Source organism: Micromonospora terminaliae, from assembly GCF_009671205.1.
GTDB lineage: Bacteria > Actinomycetota > Actinomycetes > Mycobacteriales > Micromonosporaceae > Micromonospora > Micromonospora terminaliae.
The window spans coordinates 3,847,494-3,869,380 of the sequence record NZ_CP045309.1; the positions used below are offsets into that span (position 1 = coordinate 3,847,494).

Here is a 21,887-nt window from a genome sequence, read left to right on the forward strand (position 1 = left end):
GTCTAATGGTGCGCGTGATGTCCCTCCGGATCGGTCGACGGGCCGCCCTGCGCGCAGCCCTGTCGATCCTCGCCGCCGCGGCACTGGCTTCCGGCTCGTTCGCCGCGGCGGCCGCGGCCGCCGCTTCCGACCCGGCGCCGGCCCGGGTCTACGACCCGTGGCTCTGGCAGGCGACGGTCGGTCAGCGTCCCGCCGGCCCAGCCTCGGTGGTCTTCTTCACCTCGAACACCCGCTACTTCGAGTCGACCGGCGTGCTGGTGGGGCGCGACGGCGCCTACCGGCTGATCCCGCTGCAGGTCGGTGAGGATCACGGGCTGCTATCTCCGGACGGGCGGCACTATGTGCGGCCCCACCGAGGGGTGCTGGTCGACCTGACCACCGGTGCGGAAGACCGCACCCACCGGCCGGGCATCCGCGCGCTGGCCTGGTCACCGGACGGCAGGACGCTGCTCGGCACGCGGGACAACGACGACGCGGTGATCACGTACGGGCCGGACAACCAGCAGCTCAACGACCCCGCGAAGCCGGACGACCTGCTCGTGGTCGACCCGTACGACGGTGCGGAGCGGGTGCTCGCGGCCGGCACGTTCGCCAGTCACACCACCGGGGCCTGGTCACCGGACGGCAGCCTGGTGGTGGTCGCCGGCCCGACCGATCCGGCTGTCGAGCGGCAGCGGCTGACGGTCACCGATGCGGCAAGGGGCGGTGTGCGCTGGCAGCGCGACCTCGACGAACGCCACCTGCTCGCCGGGCGGGGCGCCTGGAGCCCCGACGGCGCGCGGATCGCGCTGCTCGCCTTCGACGGCTGCGCCGGCCCGGCATGCACCCTCGAGGAGGCGGCCGCCCGGTCCTGGCGGCTCGAGTTCCTCGATGCCGCGACCGGTCAACCGCTCGGCACCTCCGTCCCGGTCGATGGCTGGGCGACCGAGCTGGTCGGTTGGCGCAACGGCGAAGCGGTGCTGAACCGGCTGTCGCGGGAGACCACCTTCGAGGACCGGCACGCGTCGCTCGTCGCCGTGGCGGCGGGCGGCCGTGAGCAGGTGCTGGTGACGGGACCCCCGGGCGTCTCCGGCTTCGACGTGCCGGCGGACCTGCTGGCCGACGCCGTCTTCGCCGGCTCCGCCCCGCGGCCCTCCCCGTGGGCGGCTCCGTGGTGGCTCTACCCCGTGGTCGCCCTGCCGGCTCTGCTGCTCGCCGTCCTGCTCGCACGCGCTCTGCTCCGTCGCCGGGAGCGACGAGCCTCACCGGGCTGAGGCCGTCGGGCACGACTAGGCTGGACGGGTGAGCGTGACGACTTCCGGGCTGACCGCCGTCCGTGCCGGCCTGCTGGACTACCAGGCCGCGTGGGACGAGCAGCGCCGGCTCCACGAGGCCGTGGTGGCCGGCGAGCGGGGCGACACCGTGCTGCTGCTGGAGCACCCCAGCGTCTACACCGCCGGCAAGCGGACCGAGCCGTGGGACCGGCCGATGGACGGCACCCCGGTGATCGACGTGGACCGCGGCGGCAAGATCACCTGGCACGGCCCGGGGCAGCTGGTCGGTTACCCCATCGTCAAGCTGCCCGACCCCGTCGACGTGGTGGCCTACGTCCGGCGCACCGAGGAGCTGCTGATCGACGTCTGCGCCGAGTTCGGGCTGGCCGCGGGCCGGGTCGAGGGGCGCAGCGGCGTCTGGGTGCCGGAGGACGACCGGGGGCCGGCCCGCAAGGTGGCCGCCATCGGCATCCGGGTGGCCCGGGGCGTGACCCTGCACGGCTTCTCCATCAACTGCGACTGCGACCTCGGTCACTTCGACCGGATCGTGCCGTGCGGCATCCGCGACGCCGGCGTCACCTCGCTCACCGCCGAGCTGGGCCGCACCATCACGGTCGCCGACGTGCTGCCGGTGGTCGAGCGGCACCTGCCCACCCTGGTCACGGTCCAGGACTGACCGGGTGCGGATCGATCTCGTCACCCTGGTCGTCGCCGACTACGACCCGGCCATCGCCTTCTTCACCGAGGTGCTCGGCTTCGAGCTGACCGAGGACACGCCGTCCCTGACCAACGACGGCCGCCCGAAGCGCTGGGTGGTGGTCCGCCCGCCGGGCGGCGGCACCGGGCTGCTGCTGGCCCGCGCCGACGGCGAGCGGCAGGCGGCCGCGGTGGGCGACCAGACCCACGGCCGGGTCGGCTTCTTCCTCCAGGTCGACGACTTCGACGCCACCTACCGGCGGATGGTCGAGGCGAAGGTCGAGTTCGTGAAGCCCCCGCGCACCGAACCGTACGGGCGGGTCGCCGTCTTCCGCGACCTCGCCGGCAACCCCTGGGACCTGCTCGGTCCCGCCTGACGAGGAGAGGACCCCGATGACCGACGTGATGTCGACCCAGCAGCGGATCGCCGAGGAGCTGCGGGTGCCGGCGACCTTCGACGCCGCCGAGGAGATCGAGCGCCGCGTCGTCTTCCTCGCCGACCGCCTGGTCGACACCGGTCTGACCACGCTGGTCCTGGGCATCAGCGGCGGCGTCGACTCCACCACGGCCGGCCGGCTCTGCCAGCTCGCGGCGGAACGGGCCCGCGCCGCCGGACACCCGGCCGTCTTCGTCGCCATGCGCCTGCCGTACGGGGTGCAGGCCGACGAGCACCACGCCCAGGCGGCGCTGGCGTTCATCCGCCCGGACCGGGTGCTCACGGTCGACGTCAAGCCGGCCGCGGACGCCGCCCTGGCCGCGCTGGTCGCCGGCGGGCTGACCTTCCGCGACGCCGCCCAGCAGGACTTCGTGCTCGGCAACGTCAAGGCGCGGCAGCGCATGATCGCCCAGTACGCGGTGGCCGGCGCCGAGGGCGGGCTGGTGGTCGGCACCGACCACGCGGCCGAGGCGGTCACCGGCTTCTTCACCAAGCACGGCGACGGCGCGGCCGACCTGATCCCGCTGACCGGGCTGACCAAGCGGCGGGTGCGCGCGCTGGCCGCCGCGCTCGGCGCACCCGCCGAGCTGGTCGGCAAGGCGCCCACGGCCGACCTGGAGAGCCTGGCCCCGGGCAAGCTCGACGAGGACGCGCTCGGCCTGGCCTACGCGCACATCGACGACTACCTGGAGGGCCGGCCGGTGCCGGCCGAGGTGGAGGCCGCGCTGGTGGCCCGCTACCGCGCCACCGAGCACAAGCGCCAGCTCCCGGTCGCGCCCTAGGTCGGACCAGCGCCGTCGTGCGGGCCGGCGGCGAACCGAGCCCGCAGCCACGGCTCGCAGAGCACGATCGCGCCGCCGACGATCCCGCCGATCACCGTCTCCACGCCCCGGTCGTAGAGCAGCTGCCCGGCCGGCCGGGCCACCGCGAGCTGGCCCATGAGCAGGGCCATCGGCGTGATGAACAGCAGCGCCAGCCCGTAGTTGCGGCCCACCAGCAGCTCGGTGACGATCTGCAGCACCGCGACCACCAGCACGACGGCGTACGGCGACAGCGCGGGAGCGAGCAGCGCCGCGCTGGTGAGCAGCCCGAGCAGCGTGCCGAGGATCCGGTGCGCGGCGCGGACCAGCTGGGCCGTGACCCCCACCGCGCTGAGCGGGGCGACGGCCGCCACCATGGCCCAGTACGGGTGGCCGATCCCGACGGCGGTCGCCACGCCCCCGGCCACCACCACGGCCAGGGCGTAGCGCACCGGCTGCCAGGTCCACACGTGCGCGAGGCGGGCCGGCCGGCTCCGCTGCCGCCGCAGCACGCTGCCCACGTTGCCGACCAGCAGCGAGAACAGCGCGCTGGCCCCGGCCAGCGCGGCGGCGACCGGCACGTCCGACACCGCGTGCGGCGCCGAGGCGACCGCGCCGAACGCGAACACCAGGAACAGCGGGCCCGGCGGGTGCCAGTCCTGGGCGGCGGCCAGCACCGCGCCCAGCGCCGCGACGCCCGCGGCCACCGGCACCGCGACCCACGCCCGGGACGGCAGCGAGCCGACCAGCACGCCGAGGACGACCGTCCCGGTGAGGGCCGCCCCGGCGCTGGCCTGCATGACGGCCCGGGACAGGTGCACGTGGTTGCGGCCGTAGAGCGAGGTGAACGCCCCGAAGACCGCGTACACGGACCAGCCCGGCCGGCCGGCGGCGAGCACCGCGAGCAGCGGCACGAGGACGCTGATCCCGGCCCGCAGCGCGACCCGGTGCGCGCCGGCCGCCGGCCGGACGTGCAGCAGGCCGCGCAGCGTCGCCCGTACCTGCTCACCCATGCCGCCCCTCACCTTCCGGCCGCCGCCGCGACGCGGGGTACCCGGATCGCGGCGGCGTGATCCCCGGTCAGGGCGTGAGGCGGTGCAGGTCCCGGGGGAAGGCGGTCACCTCCCGCACGTTGGCCGCGCCGGTGAGCCGGGCCACGAAGCGTTCCAGCCCGATGGCGAAGCCCCCGTGCGGCGGCATGCCGTGCCGGAACGCGTCCACGTACCCGGCGTACGGCTCCACGGGCTCGCCGCGGGCCGCCAGGGCGGCCAGGTAGTCCTCGTGGCGGTGCAGCCGCTGCCCGCCGGTGACCAGCTCCATCCCCCGGAACAGCAGGTCGAAGCCGTTGGAGTACGCGGGCCGGGCCGGGTCCGGGTGGGTGTAGAACGGCCGCTTCGCCATCGGGTACCCGGTCACGAAGAGGAAGTCCGAGCCGTGCTCGCGCAGCGCCCACTCCCCCAGCGCCCGCTCGTGCGCCGGGGCGAGGTCCGGCTCGTCGGCCGGCGCTCCGGCGATCTTCAGCGCCTCGGTGAAGTGCACGGCCGGGATCTCGGCGGGCACCTCCGGCAGGGCCAGGCCCAGGGTGGCGAGCGCCCCGTCGGCCCGCCCCGCGACCTCGGCCAGCATCCCGGCCAGCGTCTCCCGCAGCACGGCCATCACGTCCCGGTGGTCGGTGACGAAGCCCAGCTCGACGTCGAGCGAGGTGTACTGGGCCAGGTGCCGGACCGTGTCGTGCGGCTCGGCCCGGAACACCGGCCCGACCTCGTAGACCCGCTCGAAGACGCCGACCATGAGCTGCTTGTAGAACTGCGGCGACTGGGCCAGGTACGCGGGCCGGCCGAACCAGTCCAGCGCGAACACGTTCGCCCCGCTCTCGGTGGACGACGCCACCACCTTCGGGGTGTGGACCTCCACGAACCCGCGGGCGTCCAGGGCGGCCCGGAAGCCGGCCACGGCCGCCGCCGAGATCCGCAGCGCGGCGGCGCGGGCCGGGTGGCGCAGCGCGGTCGGCGCGTGGTCGAGCTGGGTGGGCAGGGTGGCGGTGAGCACCGGCCGGTACAGGTCGAACGGCGGCGGGACGGCGGGCGGGCCGAGCGGTCGTACCGCCGGCTCGGCCAGCTCGACCCCGGCGGGCGCGGTGGCGTTCGCGACCACCGTGCCGGTGACCTCGACGACGGTCTCCTCGGGCAGCGACTCGACGGCCGCGCGCACGGCGGCGTCGGTGACCACCACCTGGGCCAGGCCCGCGGCGTCCCGGACGATCAGGAAGGCCACCGACTTGAGCAGCCGGCGGCGGTGCACCCAGCCGGCGATCCGCACGGTCGCGCCGACGTGGTGGGTGAGCTGGGAGGACAGGATGCGTTGCACGGCGGTTACCTCCTCGATCAATCGCAACGCGATCCCCGGGAGGTGTGGGCGAGCGGGAAACCTCGCGGTGCCACCACACCTTCGCCCCGCGCGTGGCGGGGCCTCGTTCGGTCGCCTTTTCACCGGGGCCAGCCGGGCGGGTTCTACTGGGCGCGGACGCCGTTCTTCCCGCAGCTCGGGAGGGTCTTCGCGGCCCGGCGCCAGACCGCCTTCCAGCAACCGGCGGCTCTCTGCGCTGGCGGGTCGGGTCGCTACTCGGCTCCGTCGCAGCTCTGCCGGGCACGCTAGCACCCTTCCGCGGCTCTTGTGACGGGGATTTCTGGTGGCTCGTGTCCGGTGTCACATCGTTCGGGGCGTGACGCCGGTCGCCCGACGTTCATCGACGGCCGCCGACCGGCGTAGGCTCGGTTTCGTGACGATCGAGCACTCCGCGCCGACGACTGAGCAGGCAGCGCCCACCGCGACGGTTGCACCCGAGGGGCGGCGCATGCTGCGGATCGAGGCGCGCAACGCCGAGACGCCGATCGAGCGCAAGCCGCCGTGGATCAAGGTCAAGGCCAAGATGGGCCCGGAGTACACCCAGCTGCGCGGGCTCGTCTCGCGCGAGGGGCTGCACACCGTCTGCCAGGAGGCCGGCTGCCCCAACATCTACGAGTGCTGGGAGGACCGGGAGGCCACCTTCCTCATCGGTGGCGACCAGTGCACCCGGCGCTGCGACTTCTGCCAGATCGACACGGGCAAGCCCGCCGAGTTCGACGCCGACGAGCCCCGCCGCGTCGCCGAGTCGGTCGCCGCCATGGGCCTGCGCTACGCCACCATCACCGGCGTGGCCCGCGACGACCTGCCCGACGGCGGCGCCTGGCTCTACGCCGAGACGGTCCGGCAGATCCACGCCCTGCAGTCCGGCTGCGGCGTCGAGCTGCTGATCCCCGACTTCAACGCGGTGCCCGAGCAGCTCGCCGAGGTCTTCGGGTCCCGGCCCGAGGTGCTCGCGCACAACGTGGAGACCGTGCCGCGGATCTTCAAGCGGATCCGCCCGGCGTTCCGCTACGAGCGTTCCCTCGACGTGATCCGCCAGGCGCGCGCCGACGGCCTGGTCACCAAGAGCAACCTGATCCTCGGCATGGGCGAGGAGCGGGCCGAGGTCTCCCAGGCACTGCGCGACCTGCACGAGGCCGGCTGCGAGCTGATCACCATCACGCAGTACCTGCGCCCCTCCCCCCGGCACCACCCGGTCACCCGCTGGGTCAAGCCGGAGGAGTTCGTCGAGCTGCGCGAGGAGGCCGAGGAGATCGGCTTCGCCGGCGTGATGAGCGGCCCGCTGGTCCGCTCGTCGTACCGGGCCGGACGGCTCTACCAGCAGGCGCTCGCTGCCCGCGACGAGGTCGTGGCCGCCGGCTGAGGCCGGCCGTCCACCGCGTCACCCACCGCCGGCCGCCCGCCGGATGCCATGATCCCAGGGATGACCGCCGGGGTACGCCAGCAGCCACGCGAGGCCACCCGCCCGCGTACGCCCCGGCGTACCCGGCTGCCGGCGCTGCTCGCCCTGCTGGTCGGGGTCGCCGGGGTCGGCTACCGGCTGGCGCTGCTGCTCGCCGACGTGCCGCCCGGCAACAGCGACGAGGCGACCATGGGGCTGGCCGCCCTGCACATCGCCCGCGGTGAGGACTTCCCCGTCTGGTTCTACGGGCAGGCCTACATGGGCACGCTCGAGGCGTACCTGGCCGCGCCGCTGGTCGCCCTGTCCGGGCCGTCGGTGCTGGTCCTGCGGCTGCCCACCCTCGCCCTGTACGCCCTCTTCCTCGCCCTGTCCTGGCAGCTCACCCGCCGGCTCGGCGGCGACCGCTGGTACGCCCTGCTGGTCGTCGCCGTGCTCGCGCTCGGCTCCGACCGGGTGATCAAGAACCAGCTCATCGCCGGCGGCGGCTACCCGGAGCTGAACCCGGCCGGGGTGGCGCTGGCGCTGCTCACTGTGAGGCTGTGCGCGGGCGGCTCGCGGGGGCTCCCCCGCCGGGCGTCCGCGGGCGGCCCGGCGGCGCGCCTGCCCCGTCCGGCGGACGCGGACAGGCCGGCTGCCGCGGGCGGGTCAGCGGCGCCGTTGTCCCCCTGGGCGGCCTGGGGGCTCGTCTCCGGGGTGCTGCTCTGGGTCGATCCGCTGATCCTGCCGTTCGTGCTGGCGCTCGGCGCCGTGCTGGTGGGGTGGCGCCGGCGAGAGCTGGTCGGGCGGGCCGGGGCGGTCCTGGCGGGAGGCCTGCTGCTGGGCGCGGCGCCGATGCTGCTGGACAGTCTCCGGCACGGCCGCAACCCGCTCGCCGCCGTGCTGACCGCCAGCGGGGCCGATGCGGCGGCGAGCTGGGGCGAGCGCCTGTACGGCGGGCTGGTGCTCGGGCCGCCGCTTGCCCTGGGCTTCTGCTCCCCCGGCCGCTGTGCCGGGTGGCAGCTCTGGTGGGCGCCGACGTTCCTCGCCCTGCTGCTGCTGGCGGCGATCACCGCCTGGCACACCCTCCGCCGAGCGGTCCCGCCCGCGTCGCCCGCGTCGCCCGCGCCGCCAGGGCGGTCCGCAGATCTTGGAGAGTTTCCGTTCGCTGCGAACGACAAGTCTCCAAGATCTGGCGATGGTCCCGCTGAGGTGCCGGGCGGGCGGGTCTCGGCGGCGGTGCGGCTGGCGCTGCTCGCCGCGGCGGCGGCGGTGCTGGCGGCGTATGCGCTGAGCACCGCGGCCGGGCGGGCCCCGATGGAGAGCGCCCGCTACCTGTCGATCCTCGCGGTCGCCATGCCCGCCCTGCTCTGGCCCCTCTGGTCCGCCGCCCGCCGGGCCGGCCTGTGGCCCCGCCCCGCCGAGCCGCCCCACCACCCCGGCGAGCCGGCGGAATCCCACCGATCCGGCCACCACCTCGGCGAGCTGGCGGGATCCGACCGGCCTGGAGACCGCCACCTCGGCGATCCGGAGTCGATCAGCCGGACCGCGGGCGGCCGGAAGCGCATCCGGGCGGCCGGGGTGGCGGCGGTCGCGGTGCTGGCGGGGATGCTGGGCACCGGGGTGGTCGCCACGGCGGGGGCGGTCGGGACCGTGCCTGCCACCCACGCGGAGGCCGAGCGACACCGGATGCTCGTCGACGCCCTCGGTGACCTGAACCTGCGCCACGTCCGCGCCGGCTACTGGACCTGCAACCGGCTCGCCTTCGCCAGCGGCGAGGAGGTGCGCTGCGCGGTGGTCGACGACGAGCTGCGCCCCGGGTTCGACCGGCTGCCCGGATACCGGCGGGCGGTGGACGCCGACCCGGGCGCGGGCTGGGTGGCCCCGCCCGGGTCGCCGCTGGCCGCCCGGCTGGACCGCCGGCTCGGGCCCGGCCCGGACGGGCTCCGGGTGGTCGACGTCCCGGGCTGGCGGATCTACCTGCCCCGCCGCTGAGCCGGCGTGGCGGGCGGCGCCAGGTCGAGCAGCCCGAGACGGTGGGCCAGCGCGGCAGCCTCCACCCGGTTGGTCACGTCCAGCTTGGCGATGATCCGGGACACGTGCACGCTCGCCGTCTTCGGCGAGATGAAGAGTCGCTCGGCGATCCGGCTGTTGCTGTGCCCCTCGGCCACCAGCCGGAGCACCTCCTGCTCGCGGCTGGTGAGCAGGTCCGGCCCGGGCCGGCCGGTGCCGCGCAGCCCGACCCGGCGGGCCAGGGTGGCGGCCTGCTCGCCCAGCGGGGTGGCGCCCAGCCGGGTGGCGATGTCGGCGGCCTCGCGGACGGCGTCGGCGACCTCGTCCCGCTCGCCGGCCGCCGCGGCGGCCTCGGCCAGCGCGAGCAGCGCCCGGCCCAGCGGGTACGGCTGCCCGACCGCCCGCCACCGCGCCACCGCCGCCCGCCACGCGGGCAGCGCCGCACCGTCCCGACCGGCCGGGGCGCCCTGCCGCTGAACCGGTGCGACGGGAGCGCCGCCACCCGCACCAAGGTCGGACGCGGGACCACCGCCGGAGACAAGACCGCCACCAGAGACGGGACCACCACCGGAAGCAGGGCCACCGCCGGAGGCAGGGCCCGGCCCGACGCCCGTGAGGATCGCCGTGACCTGGGCGGCGTGGGCCTCCTCCGCCGGGTAGCGGACGGGCAGCTCGGCGGCCACCGCGGACGCCTCGGCGGCCAGCCCGGCGTCGCCGACCAGTGCGGCGGCGCGGGCCACCGCGCTGAGCACCGGCCAGGCCTCCCGCGGCAGGTCGACCAGGCGCTCGTCGGCCAGGGCGGCCCGGCTCGCGGCGAGCGCGGCCACCTTGTCGTCCGCCGCCAGGGCGGCCTCGATGCGCAGCTCGCGCAGGGGCAGCCGGTGGTTCGGCCAGAGGTAGGGCCGGGCCAGGAAGGCCAGCGCCCGCCCGACCAGCTCGTCGGCGGCGGGATGCGCCCGGGCCAGCCGCAGCCCCGCCCGGAGCTGGAGCCAGTGCAGCCCGGAGACGCCCGGCGGGTCGATCCGGGCGGCCTCCGCGCAGGCCACGTCGGCCTCGTCCCAGCGGCCCAGCGCGATGAGCGCCTCGGCCCGGTTCGACAGCAGGTACGCCCCGGTCGAGCGGCTGATCCCCACCCGGCGCGCCTCGCTCACCCCGGCCGCGGCGGCCTCCTCGCTCTCGGCGTACCGGCCCAGCTCGTAGAGCACGTCGGAGAGGTAGACCAGGGCGCTCACCAGCGCCGGGGCGTTGCCGGTGGCCCGGGCGAGGGCCTCGGCCCGGCGCAGCTCGGACAGCCCCAGGTCAGGGGCCTTGTCGGTGCGGCAGAGCAGGGCGATGCGGGTGGGCAGCAGGGCCACGTCCTCGCCGACCGCCTCGGCCGCCGCCATCGCCTCGTCGGCCACCGAGGCGGCCTGCTCGGGGTCGATCTTGACCAGGTGCGCCGCGATGTCGGCGAGCAGCCGCACCCGCTCCGGCGTGTCCGGCACCCCGGCCGCCAGCCGGTACGCCTCGCGTACCTCGGCGGTGCCGTCGCTCTTGCCGAGCAGGGCGAGGTGCCGGCCGCGCCGATAGAGCAGGCCGGCGGCGCGCAGCGGCTCGGCTTCGGTGTCCACCTCGGCCAGCCCGGCCCGGGTCAGGGTGAGCGCCCGGTTGTAGTCCCCGGCCGTGGTGGCCGCGGCCAGGGTCTCCTCCAGCACCCGCAGGTGATCCATGCCGAGACGCTCGGCGGCGTCGGGCACCAGCTCCCACAGTTCGAGGACCCGTTCCAGCAGCCGGCTCTGCTCGGCGTATGCGTAGCGGTCGGCCGCGGCAGCGGCGGCGGTCCGGGCGGCGAGGAGGGCGCGGGGGTGGTCGTGTGCCGCGTACCAGTGGTGGGCGATCTCGGCCGGGGCGCGGCCGGCGGCCACCAGGTGCGGCTGGGCCTCGATGGCGGCGGCGTACCGGGCGTGCAGCCGGGCGTGCTCGCCCGGGAGCAGGTCGTCGTGTACGGCCTCGCGGACCAGCGCGTGCCGGAACTCGTAGTCGCCGTCCGGGTCGGCCACCACGAGCTGGCCGGCCACGGCTGCGCGCAACGCGTCCTCCAGCTCGGCCTCCGGCAGCCCGGCCACCTCGGCGAGGAGCTGGTGGGCGAAGCGGGTGCCACCGGCGGCGGCGATCCGCAGCACCCGCTGGGCCGGCTCGGGCAGCCGGTCCACGCGCGCCAGCAGCAGGTCGCGCAGCGTCTCGGGCAGCACGGCGCAGCCGACGGGGTCGCCGGCGGCGGCCAGCTCCTCGATGAAGAAGGGGTTGCCCTGGGTACGCCCGTGCACGTCGTCGACGGCCCGGGGCGCCGGCTCGACGCCGAGCAGGTCGGCGAGGACGGCCGCGGTGCCGTCCCGGTCCAGCCGGCCCAGCTCGACCCGGTCCACGCCCCGGGCCCGGTCCAGCTCGGCGAGGAAGGGCCGCAGCGGGTGGCCACGGTGCAGCTCGTCGGTGCGGTAGGTGCAGACCAGCAGCAGGCGGGTCGCCCGGGCGGCCCGGACCAGGAAGCCGATCAGGTCCCGGGTGGAGCGGTCGGCCCAGTGCAGGTCCTCGATCAACAGCACCAGCGGCCGCTCCTCGGCGAGCCGCCGGAACAGGTCGGCGACCAGGTCGAACAGGTAGCCGCGCGGGGTGTCGGAGACGGGCAGCCCGGCCGGTGCGGCGGCCCCCGCCGGCACCCGGGCCAGCTCGGGAAGCAGCCGGGCGAACTCCGCCTCGTAGCCGCCGAAGGCCGCCGGGCCGTCGTGGCGCAGCACGTCGCGCAGCGCGGCGGCGAACGGCGCGAAGGGCAGGCCGGCCTCGCCGAGTTCCAGGCACTGGCCGATGAGCAGCCGCGCGCCGGTCGCGGAGGCGTGCGCGCCGAACTCCTCCAGCAGCCGGGTCTTGCCGACCCCGGCCTCGCCGCCCACCAGCACGGTCGCCGGGTCCCCGGCCCGGGCCCGGCCGAGCGCCTCGCGCAGCCCGGTCAGCTCGGACTGGCGGCCCACGAGGACGGTGCTGGCGGCGCGTGCGGTCACGCCGTCGAGCATGCCATGACGCGCACCCGCTCCGGCCCGGCCGACCGGCCCGATCCCCGCCGGCCCGGCCGCCCCCGTGACGGCCGGACCATTTCCATCGGAGCTCCCGGTGGAGGCGGCCGGGTCGGTGCCCCTGAGGTCCAACCCGGCCGCATCGGACGAGGTGACGGTGGGCTGCGGCGCGGGCAGCGCCGGGGCGGTCACCGGCGGGTGTCGGAGACGCGGGCGGCGTGCTGCCGGCGGCCCAGCCAGCCGCGCGGGTGCCGGCGGGGCAGGGACCGGGCGAGCCGGTCCCGGGCCGCGTCGGCCTGCAGCTCGGAGGCGTGGCTGCGGTGGATGCTGAGGAGCAGGTCTGCGTCGTTGCCGAACATCTTGGTTCTCCTGTCGTGCGGTGTCTGTCGCTGTCGACACTGACTTTCCGCGCGAAGGTGCCCCCGGGGCATGGGTACGCTGCCTGATCTTCGGCCGCTCCCCCTCCTTACCCGGGGGCCTCAGGGGGCCGGCGGCGACGTAAGGTACTCAGCCGCGCGGCTAGGGGCGGCCACGGATCAACAGGCTGCGCGCCGACCACTAGACTCTGCGGCATGGCAAAGCCCCAGGAGAAGGTCTCGTTCGGCCAGCGGCTGAAGCAGATCGGGATGGTGTTCCAGTTCACCGCCAAGCAGGACCGGTGGTTCGCGCCACTGACGGCGGCGGCGGTGCTGATTCCGCTCGCGCTCACCGTGGTGGCGGTGCTCCTCTGGGGTTGGATCTGGCTGCCGATCGGCATCCTGTTCATCCTGCTCGCCGTGCTGATCGTGCTCAACCTGCGGTCCAACAAGGCGATGATGAACGCCGCCGAGGGGCAGCCCGGCGCGGCAGCCCAGATCATGGAGAGCATGCGGGGCGACTGGCGGGTCACCCCGGCGGTCAGCTCCACCACACAGATGGACATGGTGCACCTCGTGATCGGCCGGCCGGGGGTGATCCTGCTGGCCGAGGGCAATCCGCAGCGGGTGCGCGGCCTGCTCGGCCAGGAGAAGCGCCGGCTCGCCAAGGTGATCGGTTCCGCCCCGCTGCACGACTACGTGATCGGGCAGGGCGAGGGCGAGCTGCCGATCCGCAAGCTGCGGATGACGCTGATGCGGCTGCCCCGCAGCCTCGCCCCGAAGGACGTCAACGCCCTCGACAAGCGGCTCAAGGCGCTCACCGCCCGCCCGCAGATGCCCAAGGGCGCGATCCCGAAGAACATGCGGCCGCCGCGGGGCGCGTTCCGCCAGACCCGGGGTCGCTGACCCCCGTCGTACGCGAGAAGGAGCCGGCCCCGCGCGGGGCCGGCTCCTTCGTCGTGGGTGCCCGGGTCAGCGGCGAGCGGGGCGGGGGGCGTCGGCGATGACCGACCCGGTGAGGCGGTCGTGCAGGCCGCGCCGGTGCCCGTCCATGATCAGCGCGGGGACGACGAGGGCCAGCAGCACGCCGCGCAGCAGCGCCCGGACCAGCCCGATCCGGCCCCCGTCGGCCCAGGACAGGCAGCGGATCCGGGTGATGTACATGCCGGGGGTCTGGGTGAAGAGGCCGAGGAAGAAGCCGTACTCCAGGATCAGCACCAGGACCGGCGCCCAGCCGTCCCGGACCGGGTCGGCGAAGAGGTTGGCGATCAGCAGGCAGAGCACCCAGTCGATGAGCAGGGCGCCGAAGCGGCGGCCGATGCTCGGGGGCGTGAAGGTCGGGTCCGCGGCGGGCGGCACCGGCGCGGCGGCGGTATCGGTCACAGCGGCCAGGGTAGCCAGCGACCGGCGCCGGACTGCCCGGGTACGCCGGTCGGCACGGAGCGGGAAACGGGACCAAAGACCCAAACAGCGCCAGACGGGAGGCGCTGAGCGGCCGGGATGACGCTCCGCGAGGGACGTAACACGGCGGAAACAGAGGAGACACGACCGGGCAACCCCGCGGCCATAGCGTCGCCAGGTAGACAGCGACCGGAGTGGACCCGCCAGGAGGACCTGTGTTCGCCAATCCCGAGGAACTGCTGCGTTACCTCACCAACGAGGACGTGAAGTTCGTCGACGTTCGTTTCTGTGACCTGCCCGGCGTGATGCAGCACTTCAACCTGCCGGTCGAGTCGGTCGACGACAGCCTGTTCACCGACGGCCTCGCGTTCGACGGTTCGTCGATCCGCGGTTTCCAGGCGATCCACGAGTCGGACATGCTGCTGCTGCCGGACGTGGCGAGCGCGTTCATCGACCCGTTCCGGGCGCAGAAGACCCTCGCGCTGAACTTCTTCATCCACGACCCGTTCACCCGTGAGGCGTACTCGCGGGACCCGCGGAACGTGGCGAAGAAGGCTGAGGCGTTCCTGGCGGCGAGCGGCATCGCCGACACCGCCTACTTCGGCGCGGAGGCGGAGTTCTACATCTTCGACTCGATCCGTCACGAAACCTCCGCGCACCAGTCGTTCTACTACATCGACTCGATCGAAGGCGCCTGGAACAGCGGCCGCGAGGAGCAGGGCGGGAACCGGGGTTACAAGACCGCCTACAAGGGCGGCTACTTCCCGGTGCCGCCGGTGGACCACTACGCCGACCTGCGTGACAGCATCGTGCGTCGCCTCGTCGACACCGGCTTCACCGTCGAGCGGTCGCACCACGAGGTCGGCACCGCCGGCCAGTCGGAGATCAACTACAAGTTCTCCACCCTGCTGCACTCCGCCGACCAGCTCCAACTGTTCAAGTACATCGTCAAGAACGAAGCGTGGGCCAACGGCAAGACCGCCACGTTCATGCCCAAGCCGCTGTTCGGCGACAACGGCTCCGGCATGCACACCCACCAGAGCCTCTGGCTCAACGGCGAACCGCTGTTCTACGACGAGACCGGCTACGCCGGCCTGTCCGACACCGCCCGCTGGTACATCGGCGGTCTGCTGCACCACGCCCCGTCGCTGCTGGCCTTCACCAACCCCACGGTGAACTCCTACCGCCGGCTCGTGCCCGGCTTCGAGGCCCCGGTGAACCTGGTGTACTCGCAGCGCAACCGCTCCGCGTGCACCCGTATCCCCGTCACCGGCAGCAACCCGAAGGCCAAGCGGGTCGAGTTCCGGGTGCCGGACCCGTCCAGCAACCCGTACCTCGCCTTCTCGGCGATGATGATGGCCGGTCTGGACGGCATCAAGAACAAGATCGAGCCGCCGGCGCCGATCGACAAGGACCTCTACGACCTGCCCCCGGAGGAATGGGGCGACGTCAAGCAGGTGCCGGGCTCGCTGCCGGAGGTGCTCGACGCGCTCGAGGCCGACCACGACTACCTGCTCGACGGCGGCGTGTTCACGCCGGACCTGATCTCCACCTGGGTGTCGTGGAAGCGGGCCAACGAGGTCGACCCGGTGCGTCTGCGCCCGACCCCGCACGAGTTCGCCATGTACTTCGACTGCTGAGCTGACAACCCTCTGACCGGGGGTTCATGCGCCCTGCGCCCCCTGGGTTCATCCGACGGGCCGTCGATCGCCGCGTACGAGCGATCGACGGCCCGTCGTGCTCGGTCTGCCGGGCAGCCGCCGTCCTGGCCGTGCGTGGCAGGCCTCAGCCGGCGGTTTTGGCGATGATGCCGGCCATCTCGTCCTGACTGAAGGCCCGCATGGTCGTGGTACGGACGTTGCCCGCCCCGCCCAGCTGCAGGAGCGCCGCAGCGGCGGTCTCCTCGTCGGGTGCCTCGACGACGGCCACGAGGTCGTACGGACCGACGGTCCACTGAAGGTTCACGAGCTTCGCCCCGACCTTCTGGGTCGCTGCGGCGAAGGCATCGGCGCGCTTCGGGGTGTCCTTGTAGGCGCGGATCCCCTGATCGGTCCAGTTCAGCAGGGCGATATACGTCGGCATGGCCCTTCACCTCCACGAAGAGATCTCATCGTAAGGCTAATTCTGGGCAAAACGGTCTGAATCTGCCCAGCGCCCGCCACCAGGGTCGCGGCCGGGCCCGCTCCGCGACAGCGGGGCCGGCCCGGCCGGTGCGCGTACCCCTCAGCGGGCGAGCAGCGCGTCCAGCTTGGTGAAGGAGCTGCCCCAGCCCTGCTCGGCGCCGGACCGCATCTCCGGTGCGAACGGGCCCTGGCGCAGCACCAGCCGGGTCCGATCGCCGGGCTCGGCGTGGAACTCCATCCGCAGCGTGAACCGGGTGCCGTCGGGCACGCCCGGCACGCCGTGCGCCTCCTCGTAGCCCACCAGCAGCTCGTGCTCCACCACCTCGGCAAACGTGCCGTCGGCCGGCGAGGTCATCGCCGGGTCCTCGTCGTTGACCATCACGAACCGCTGGTGGCCGCCGACCCGGACGTCCATGTCGACGGTGTCCCGCGGCACGGACCAGCCGACCGGGGCGAACCACTCGGCGAACTGGTCCGGGTCGGTGAACGCGCGCCAGACCAGCTCCCGCGGGGCGTCGAAGACCCGGGTCATGACGAGTTCCTGGGTCGCCTGCGTGTCGGTCATGCTGCTGTCCTCTCTCATCGGTCGTTCCGTTCGGTCTGCGCCTGGATCCGCCTGAGGTGCGCGTCGAGCCGGTCGAAGTTGGCGTCCCAGAACTGCCGGTAGCGCTCCATCCAGGCCGTCGCCTCGCGCAGCGGCTCCGGGTTGAGGCTGCTGGACCGCCACTGCGCGCTCCGGCTCCGGGTGATCAACCCGGCGTGCTCCAGCACCTTCAGGTGCCGGGAGATCGCCGGCAGGCTGATCGCGAACGGCTCGGCGAGCTCCGAGACGGTGGCGTCCCCTTCCGCAAGCCGGGCGAGGATCCCCCGGCGGGTCGGGTCGGCCAGCGCCGCGAAGATGACGCTGAGTCGATCCTCGGCCATTGCTTAACCACCTCGTTAATTAACGGATGCGTTAAACATAGAGGCCGGGTGGGGCGGCGTCAACCAATTCGGGAAAGTTCAGCGGGTGCGGCGGGCGCGGACCGCGGCCGCCACGACGGCCAGCACGAGCGCGGTCATCAGGATCGCCCCCGGCGCCTTGGTGAAGCGGGCCAGGTTGGTGCCGTCCGGCAGGGTGAGCAGCGCGGCCACCGCGCAGGGCGCCACGAACCACACCGTCCGCGCCACGGCGACGGTCGCCACCGCGAGCAGCGCGAGGGGCCAGGTCGCGTACCAGGGGTGGAAGACCGGGGCGAGCAGCACGGTGGCGGCCAGCGCCAGGCCGGCCCCTGCCAGGGCCACGCGCGGCCGGGCGGCAGCCAGCAGGGCCGCCCTATGCCGGACGTCGCCCAGCCGGCGCAACGCCGTCCACGACCGCCACCAGAGCAGGACCAGCAGCACGGCGAGCACAGCGAGCGCCACCGCCCGGACCACCGGTACGGCTCCCGGGTCCCGGCCGGCCAGGGCGCCCGCGTAGTCGACCACCAGACCGACCGCGGTCGGTGGGGAGGTCCACTGCTCGGAGTCGCCGCTGCGGGCCAGGCCGCGTACCCAACCCACGCCCAGGCCGGTGGCCAGGCTCGTGAGCACCAGCGTGGCCAGCACTCCCCCGGCCAGCCAGCCGCCGTCGCGCAGCAGCGCCCGCCACGTGTGGCGGCCGAGTACGGCGGCCAGCGCCGCGAACGGCAGCACCACCACGGCGACCGCCTTCACCGCCACCGCCAGCCCGAGCAGTACGCCGGCCGCGACCAGCGCCCGCGGCCGGCCGGGCCGGCGGACCAGCACCAGCAGACCGAACAGCAGCAGCCCGAGCCCCACGGCGTCGTTGTGCGCACCGGCCACCAGGTGCACCCCGACCAGCGGGCACGCCAGCGCCAGCCAGGCCGCCCGGCGGGTCGGCACCCCGGCGGCCCGGGCCAGCCCGGGCAGGCAGAGCGCGGCCAGCAGCACCCCGGCCAGGGCCACCACCCGCAGCAGCGCGATCGCGCCCGTCAGGCCGCCCCCGAGCAGCACGGCCAGGCCGGCGAGCAGCACGAAGAACGGCCCGTACGGCGCCGGGGTGTCCCGCCAGATCGGCGACACGCTCTCCGCCCACGGGCAGCCCGCCGCCGCCACACCGACCCGGTAGGGGTCGACGCCCTGCGTCCAGGACCAGCCCTGGCAGGCGTACGAGTAGACGTCCCGGCTGCCCAGCGGCGGCGCGGCCAGCAGCGGGACCAGCCAGAGCCCGGCGGTCAGGTACGCCCACCGGCCCGACGGCGCGCCCCACCGCAGGGACCACCACGCCCCGACCAGCAGCACCGTGCCGGCCAGCCAGCAGCCGAGCACCGCGGGCCCGTGCGGGGCGCGCCAGGCGGCGCCGAGGCTCGTCACGGCGGGGGTGTCGGGCAGCGCGCCGCCGAGCCAGCCGGCCACGGTCAACAGCACCGCCCCGGCGAGTCCGGCGTACCGGGCGAGCGCCGGCGCCACCGGCCGGACCGGTCCGTCGGGCAGCGCGCCGGGCTCGCTCACCGGCACCTCTCTCAGTCGGCTCCTCGGTCGGCGGGGACCGGCCGGCGGGCCGCCCGAGCCGAACGTACCAACCGGACCACCACCACGATCACCAACAGCGTCATGAGGGGCGCGCCCGGCATCTTGCTCCACCGGGGCAGGCCGGTGCCGTCGGCCAGGACCAGGAACGCCGACACCAGCGCCACCAGCGCGAACCACCCGGTCCGGCGGGCGGTGGCGGCGAGCACGGTGAGGGGCCACATCCAGTACCAGGGGTGGAACAGCGGCGACAGCGCGACCGTCGCGGTCAGCGCCAGGCCGGCGTGCCAGAAGGGCTCCCCGCGGCGCAACGCCCGGAACCAGAGCCAGACCAGCACCCCCACCAGCACCACCACGGCGATCCCCCGGGTGACCGGCAGCGCGTCGATGTGCGCCCCGAAGATCGCCGCGACGTACCCGGCGGTCTGCCCGACCGCGGTGGGCGGCGAGGTCCAGGCCACGACGAGGCCGCCCTGTTCGAGGCCGCTGATGAAGCCGAAGTTGAGGCCCGCCGCGAGGGTCACGGTGACCACGGTGGCCACCGCCGCGCCGACCACCCATGCGCCGTCGCGGACCAGCGACCGGATCCGGTACGGCCCGACGACCGCGGCCAGCGCGGCGAACGGCACCACGACCAGCGCGGTGACCTTGACGGCGGCGGCCAGGCCCAGCAGCAGCCCCCCGGCGAGCAGCGGCAGCGGCCGGCCGGGCCGGGCCGCCACCACGGCCAGCCCGGCGACGAGCAGGCCCACCATGAGCGCGTCGTTGTGCGCCCCGGAGACCAGGTGCACGGGCACCAGCGGGCAGGCCAGCGCGAGCCAGAGCGCCCGCTGCGGCGGCACCCCGCAGCGGCGGGCCAGCACCGGCAGGGCCCAGGCGGTCAGCGCCACCCCGGCCACCGCGAGCAGCCGGAACAGCGCCACGCTGCCGGCCAGCGACCCGGCCGCCGACACCACGGCACCGGAGAGCACCACGAACAGCGGCCCGTACGGCGCCGGGGTGTCCCGCCAGATGTAGGAGATGGTGTCCAGCCAGGGGCAGGGCAACGCCGACACGCCCTGCTCGTAGGGGTTGATCCCGGCCGAGTAGCTGGCACCCTGGCAGGCGTAGGCGTAGGCGTCCCGGCTGCCCAGCGGCGGGGTGAACAGCATCGGCAGCAGCCAGAGCGCGACCGTCACGAGCACCCAGCGGGTCGACGGCGCGCTGTCGCGCAGCGACCACCAGGCCCCGGCCAGCAGGGCGGTGCCGACCAGCCAGAGACCGATGATCAAGGGCCCGTTCGGGCCCTGCCAGATGCTGACCGGGGTGGGGCGCAGGTCTCCGTGCGGCAGCGCGCCGCCGAGGTAGGCGGCCACGGCGAGCAGCACCGAGCCCGCCAGGCCGATCCAGCGCGAGAGGTGGTGAGGCACGCCGGACATGCTGCCAGTACGGTGGGTCGCGATCAGGAGGTGGGCATGCGGGGCGGTCGGGTGGTGGCGGTGTCCGCCGCGTCCGCGCTGGTCCTCGCCGTGCTGTATCTCACCCTGCCGGCCACCGGCTCGGACCTGTCCGCCCAGGTGGCCCGGGCCGGGTTCTTCGCCGCGCACGGGCCCGCCCTGGTCGACCTGCGCTGGTACGGCGGGGTCCACCCGTGGGGCTACAGCCTGGTCTCACCACCGCTCATGGCCCTGCTCGGGGTCCGCCCCACCGGCGCCCTCACCCTGCTCGCCTCGGCCACCGCGTTCGCCGCCCTGCTGGTGCGGACCCGGGTGCCCCGGCCGCTGCTGGGCAGCCTCGTCGGTGTGCTCACGATCGCCGGCAACCTGGTCTCCGGCCGGGTCACGTACGCCCTCGGGGTCACCTTCGGCCTGGCCGCGCTGCTGGCGCTGACGCTGCCCGCCGGCGCCGCCGGCCGCGCCCGGTGGTGGCGTCCCGTGCTGGCCGGGCTGGCCGCCCTGCTCGCCTCGGCGGCCAGCCCGGTGGCCGGGCTCTTCGTCGGCCTGGCCGGCGCCGCGCTGCTGCTCACCCGCCGGTACGCCGACGGCCTGCTGCTGGCCGTGCCGGCCGCCGCGCCCCTGGCCGTGACCGGGCTGCTCTTCGGCGAGGGCGGCTGGATGAACATCAGCCGCACCGACACCGTGCACGCCGTGGTGACCAGCCTGCTGGTGGCCGCGCTGGTGGCCTACCGGCCGGTGCGGGTCGGCGCGCTGCTGTCGGCGGCCGGGGTGCTGGCCGCCGCGCTCCTGCACACCCCGGTCGGTCTGAACGCCACCCGCCTCGTGGTGATGTTCGCGCTGCCCGTGCTGGCCGCCACGGCCACGCTCCCCCGCCGGCTGGCCGCCCGCCGGCTAGCTGCCCGCCGCGCCGGACACAACCCCGCCGGCCCGACGGGCGACCCGAGGCCGACGGACGAGCCGAGAGCGACGGACGAGCCGAGAGCGACGGACGAGCCGAGGCCGACACGACGGCGGCGGACCGTGGCGGCGGTGGCGCTGGCCGCGCTGCTGGCGGCGGTCTGCGTGTGGCAGCCGCCCGTGGTCACCGCGGACCTGGCCAGCGCGGACGACCCCACGGCCGATGCGGGGTACGTCGCGCCGCTGCGCGCCGAGCTGGAGCGGCGCGGGCTCACCGGGCGGGTGGAGGTGCCGCCGACCCGCAACTACTGGGAGGCCGCGCACCTCGGCGAGGTGCCGCTGGCCCGGGGCTGGCTGCGCCAGGCCGACATCGCCCGCAACCCGCTCTTCTTCACCACCGTTCCCGGCGCGTCCGGCACCGGCGTCCCACTGACCGCCGACACCTACCGCGCCTGGCTGACGGAGAACGCGGTGCAGTACGTCGCCGTGCCCGACGTCGAACTGTCCTGGGTGGGCCGGCCGGAGGCGGACCTGGTCCGGACCGGCCTGCCGTATCTCACCGAGGTCTGGTCGGCCCCGCACTGGCGGCTCTACGCGGTGGCCGACCCGGCCCCGCTGGTCGGCCCCCCGGGCGAGCTGGTCCGCCAGGACGCCGCCACGGTGACCTTCCGCGCCCCCGGCCCCGGCCGGGTGCCCCTACGGGTACGCCACGACCGCTGGCTGTCCGTCTCCGGCGGCGCCACCCTCGCCCCCGACGGCGACTGGACGACCGTGACGGTGCCGCATGCGGGCACCTACACCGTCGGCAGCTGACCCGGCCCGGCCACCCGCACCCGTGCCCACACCGCGCGGCGGCACATTCGATCCGGCGACCGATCGTCGCCACGTGGCCGCCACAACCGCGACGCCAGGACCGACCACGGCCAAGCCGCCCGGCCGCACATCCCACCCGTCGCCTGACCGGGCATGGAGGCCGTGAGCCGCTACAAACTTGATGACGTTGGATGAGTCGACAGCTCCGGCCGCCGCACGGGGCGCGGGTGATCCGTCTACGTCATCAAGTTCCCAGGTGCCGGCGAGGCACCGGACGACAACCCGACCGGACTCTGGGGGAGCCGCTTTCGAGCTGATGTC

The 21,887-nt window shown here is 75.0% G+C and carries 19 protein-coding genes; 9 read left to right on the plus strand and 10 right to left on the minus strand.

The window, feature by feature from the left end; genetic code table 11:
- Nucleotides 1–17 precede the first annotated feature (17 nt).
- From GCE86_RS17370 to nadE, 4 genes are read left to right on the plus strand one after another with little or no spacing between them, the layout of a single operon-like run.
- A complete protein-coding gene (locus GCE86_RS17370) occupies nt 18–1,253 on the plus strand; it encodes a TolB family protein (protein ID WP_163636850.1) in 1,236 nt (411 codons plus the stop codon).
- A 28-nt stretch (nt 1,254–1,281) separates the two neighbouring features.
- Entirely contained in the window at nt 1,282–1,929 is a 648-nt protein-coding gene (lipB, locus tag GCE86_RS17375) for a lipoyl(octanoyl) transferase LipB (protein WP_091268377.1), read from the plus strand.
- Nucleotides 1,930–1,933: 4 nt separating this feature from the next.
- On the plus strand, nt 1,934–2,326 hold the full coding sequence (locus GCE86_RS17380) for a VOC family protein (protein WP_154227941.1): 393 nt from the start codon (nt 1,934–1,936) through the stop codon (nt 2,324–2,326).
- 16 nt (nt 2,327–2,342) lie between these two features.
- Complete coding sequence (gene nadE, locus GCE86_RS17385) at nt 2,343–3,167, plus strand: ammonia-dependent NAD(+) synthetase (protein WP_154227942.1); 825 nt, start codon at nt 2,343–2,345, stop codon at nt 3,165–3,167.
- Here the strand turns inward: nadE and GCE86_RS17390 are convergent.
- Together GCE86_RS17390 and aspS are read right to left on the minus strand one after the other, a co-directional pair.
- Complete coding sequence (locus tag GCE86_RS17390; RefSeq protein ID WP_154227943.1) at nt 3,164–4,198, minus strand: FUSC family protein; 1,035 nt, start codon at nt 4,196–4,198, stop codon at nt 3,164–3,166. The genes nadE and GCE86_RS17390 overlap by 4 nt on opposite strands.
- Nucleotides 4,199–4,265: 67 nt before the next feature.
- Nucleotides 4,266–5,552, minus strand: a complete 1,287-nt coding sequence (aspS, locus tag GCE86_RS17395) for an aspartate--tRNA(Asn) ligase (RefSeq protein ID WP_154227944.1) — start codon at nt 5,550–5,552, stop codon at nt 4,266–4,268.
- A gap of 355 nt (nt 5,553–5,907) precedes the next feature.
- On the opposite strand from aspS, the gene lipA reads away from it, so the two are divergent.
- Nucleotides 5,908–6,954, plus strand: coding sequence for a lipoyl synthase (lipA, locus tag GCE86_RS17400; RefSeq protein WP_167537052.1), 1,047 nt, complete (start codon nt 5,908–5,910; stop codon nt 6,952–6,954).
- Nucleotides 6,955–7,014: 60 nt separating this feature from the next.
- Nucleotides 7,015–8,964 (plus strand): DUF423 domain-containing protein, encoded by a 1,950-nt coding sequence (locus tag GCE86_RS17405; protein ID WP_239542929.1) that lies wholly within the window; start codon nt 7,015–7,017, stop codon nt 8,962–8,964.
- Here the strand turns inward: GCE86_RS17405 and GCE86_RS17410 are convergent.
- Nucleotides 8,946–12,029: a helix-turn-helix transcriptional regulator gene (locus GCE86_RS17410; protein WP_154227947.1), complete on the minus strand. Its 3,084-nt coding sequence runs from the start codon at nt 12,027–12,029 to the stop codon at nt 8,946–8,948. The genes GCE86_RS17405 and GCE86_RS17410 overlap by 19 nt on opposite strands.
- Before the next feature lie 188 nt (nt 12,030–12,217).
- Nucleotides 12,218–12,388: a hypothetical protein gene (locus GCE86_RS31660; protein WP_167364328.1), complete on the minus strand. Its 171-nt coding sequence runs from the start codon at nt 12,386–12,388 to the stop codon at nt 12,218–12,220.
- A 213-nt stretch (nt 12,389–12,601) separates the two neighbouring features.
- Between GCE86_RS31660 and GCE86_RS17415 the strand changes: the two genes are divergently transcribed.
- On the plus strand, nt 12,602–13,291 hold the full coding sequence (locus tag GCE86_RS17415; protein WP_091268389.1) for a DUF4191 domain-containing protein: 690 nt from the start codon (nt 12,602–12,604) through the stop codon (nt 13,289–13,291).
- A 66-nt stretch (nt 13,292–13,357) separates the two neighbouring features.
- Here the strand turns inward: GCE86_RS17415 and GCE86_RS17420 are convergent, their stop codons facing one another.
- Nucleotides 13,358–13,768 (minus strand): RDD family protein, encoded by a 411-nt coding sequence (locus tag GCE86_RS17420; RefSeq protein ID WP_208818019.1) that lies wholly within the window; start codon nt 13,766–13,768, stop codon nt 13,358–13,360.
- A gap of 233 nt (nt 13,769–14,001) precedes the next feature.
- Here GCE86_RS17420 and glnA point away from each other — a divergent pair, with 233 nt between their 5' ends.
- Nucleotides 14,002–15,426, plus strand: a complete 1,425-nt coding sequence (gene glnA / locus GCE86_RS17425) for a type I glutamate--ammonia ligase (protein WP_154227948.1) — start codon at nt 14,002–14,004, stop codon at nt 15,424–15,426.
- Between the two features lie 145 nt (nt 15,427–15,571).
- Here the strand turns inward: glnA and GCE86_RS17430 are convergent, their stop codons facing one another.
- The 5 genes from GCE86_RS17430 to mptB (GCE86_RS17450) all read right to left on the minus strand — a co-directional run bounded on the left by GCE86_RS17430 (nt 15,572) and on the right by mptB (GCE86_RS17450) (nt 19,829).
- Nucleotides 15,572–15,868, minus strand: coding sequence for a GYD domain-containing protein (locus tag GCE86_RS17430; RefSeq protein ID WP_154227949.1), 297 nt, complete (start codon nt 15,866–15,868; stop codon nt 15,572–15,574).
- 141 nt (nt 15,869–16,009) lie between these two features.
- Nucleotides 16,010–16,474 (minus strand): SRPBCC family protein, encoded by a 465-nt coding sequence (locus tag GCE86_RS17435; RefSeq protein WP_163636842.1) that lies wholly within the window; start codon nt 16,472–16,474, stop codon nt 16,010–16,012.
- 14 nt (nt 16,475–16,488) lie between these two features.
- Complete coding sequence (locus tag GCE86_RS17440) at nt 16,489–16,833, minus strand: ArsR/SmtB family transcription factor (protein WP_154227951.1); 345 nt, start codon at nt 16,831–16,833, stop codon at nt 16,489–16,491.
- 78 nt (nt 16,834–16,911) lie between these two features.
- Entirely contained in the window at nt 16,912–18,402 is a 1,491-nt protein-coding gene (gene mptB, locus GCE86_RS17445; protein WP_154227952.1) for a polyprenol phosphomannose-dependent alpha 1,6 mannosyltransferase MptB, read from the minus strand.
- A gap of 11 nt (nt 18,403–18,413) precedes the next feature.
- Nucleotides 18,414–19,829 carry a polyprenol phosphomannose-dependent alpha 1,6 mannosyltransferase MptB gene (gene mptB / locus GCE86_RS17450; RefSeq protein ID WP_208818020.1) on the minus strand — a complete coding sequence of 472 codons (1,416 nt, stop codon included), beginning with the start codon at nt 19,827–19,829 and terminating at the stop codon, nt 18,414–18,416.
- A 45-nt stretch (nt 19,830–19,874) separates the two neighbouring features.
- Here mptB (GCE86_RS17450) and GCE86_RS17455 point away from each other — a divergent pair, with 45 nt between their 5' ends.
- Complete coding sequence (locus GCE86_RS17455; RefSeq protein ID WP_154227954.1) at nt 19,875–21,566, plus strand: hypothetical protein; 1,692 nt, start codon at nt 19,875–19,877, stop codon at nt 21,564–21,566.
- Nucleotides 21,567–21,887 lie beyond the last annotated feature (321 nt).

What these genes read in the sequence shown, in the direction of transcription:
- GCE86_RS17440 (WP_154227951.1), bottom strand. Translation starts at nt 16,833, where the DNA reads ATGGCCGAGGATCGACTCAGCGTCATCTTCGCGGCGCTGGCCGACCCG.
- GCE86_RS17390 (WP_154227943.1), bottom strand. Translation starts at nt 4,198, where the DNA reads ATGGGTGAGCAGGTACGGGCGACGCTGCGCGGCCTGCTGCACGTCCGG.
- GCE86_RS17435 (WP_163636842.1), bottom strand. Translation starts at nt 16,474, where the DNA reads ATGACCGACACGCAGGCGACCCAGGAACTCGTCATGACCCGGGTCTTC.
- GCE86_RS17410 (WP_154227947.1), bottom strand. Translation starts at nt 12,029, where the DNA reads ATGCTCGACGGCGTGACCGCACGCGCCGCCAGCACCGTCCTCGTGGGC.
- GCE86_RS17405 (WP_239542929.1), top strand. Translation starts at nt 7,015, where the DNA reads ATGACCGCCGGGGTACGCCAGCAGCCACGCGAGGCCACCCGCCCGCGT.
- nadE (WP_154227942.1), top strand. Translation starts at nt 2,343, where the DNA reads ATGACCGACGTGATGTCGACCCAGCAGCGGATCGCCGAGGAGCTGCGG.
- GCE86_RS31660 (WP_167364328.1), bottom strand. Translation starts at nt 12,388, where the DNA reads ATGTTCGGCAACGACGCAGACCTGCTCCTCAGCATCCACCGCAGCCAC.
- GCE86_RS17415 (WP_091268389.1), top strand. Translation starts at nt 12,602, where the DNA reads ATGGCAAAGCCCCAGGAGAAGGTCTCGTTCGGCCAGCGGCTGAAGCAG.
- GCE86_RS17430 (WP_154227949.1), bottom strand. Translation starts at nt 15,868, where the DNA reads ATGCCGACGTATATCGCCCTGCTGAACTGGACCGATCAGGGGATCCGC.
- GCE86_RS17370 (WP_163636850.1), top strand. Translation starts at nt 18, where the DNA reads ATGTCCCTCCGGATCGGTCGACGGGCCGCCCTGCGCGCAGCCCTGTCG.
- GCE86_RS17455 (WP_154227954.1), top strand. Translation starts at nt 19,875, where the DNA reads ATGCGGGGCGGTCGGGTGGTGGCGGTGTCCGCCGCGTCCGCGCTGGTC.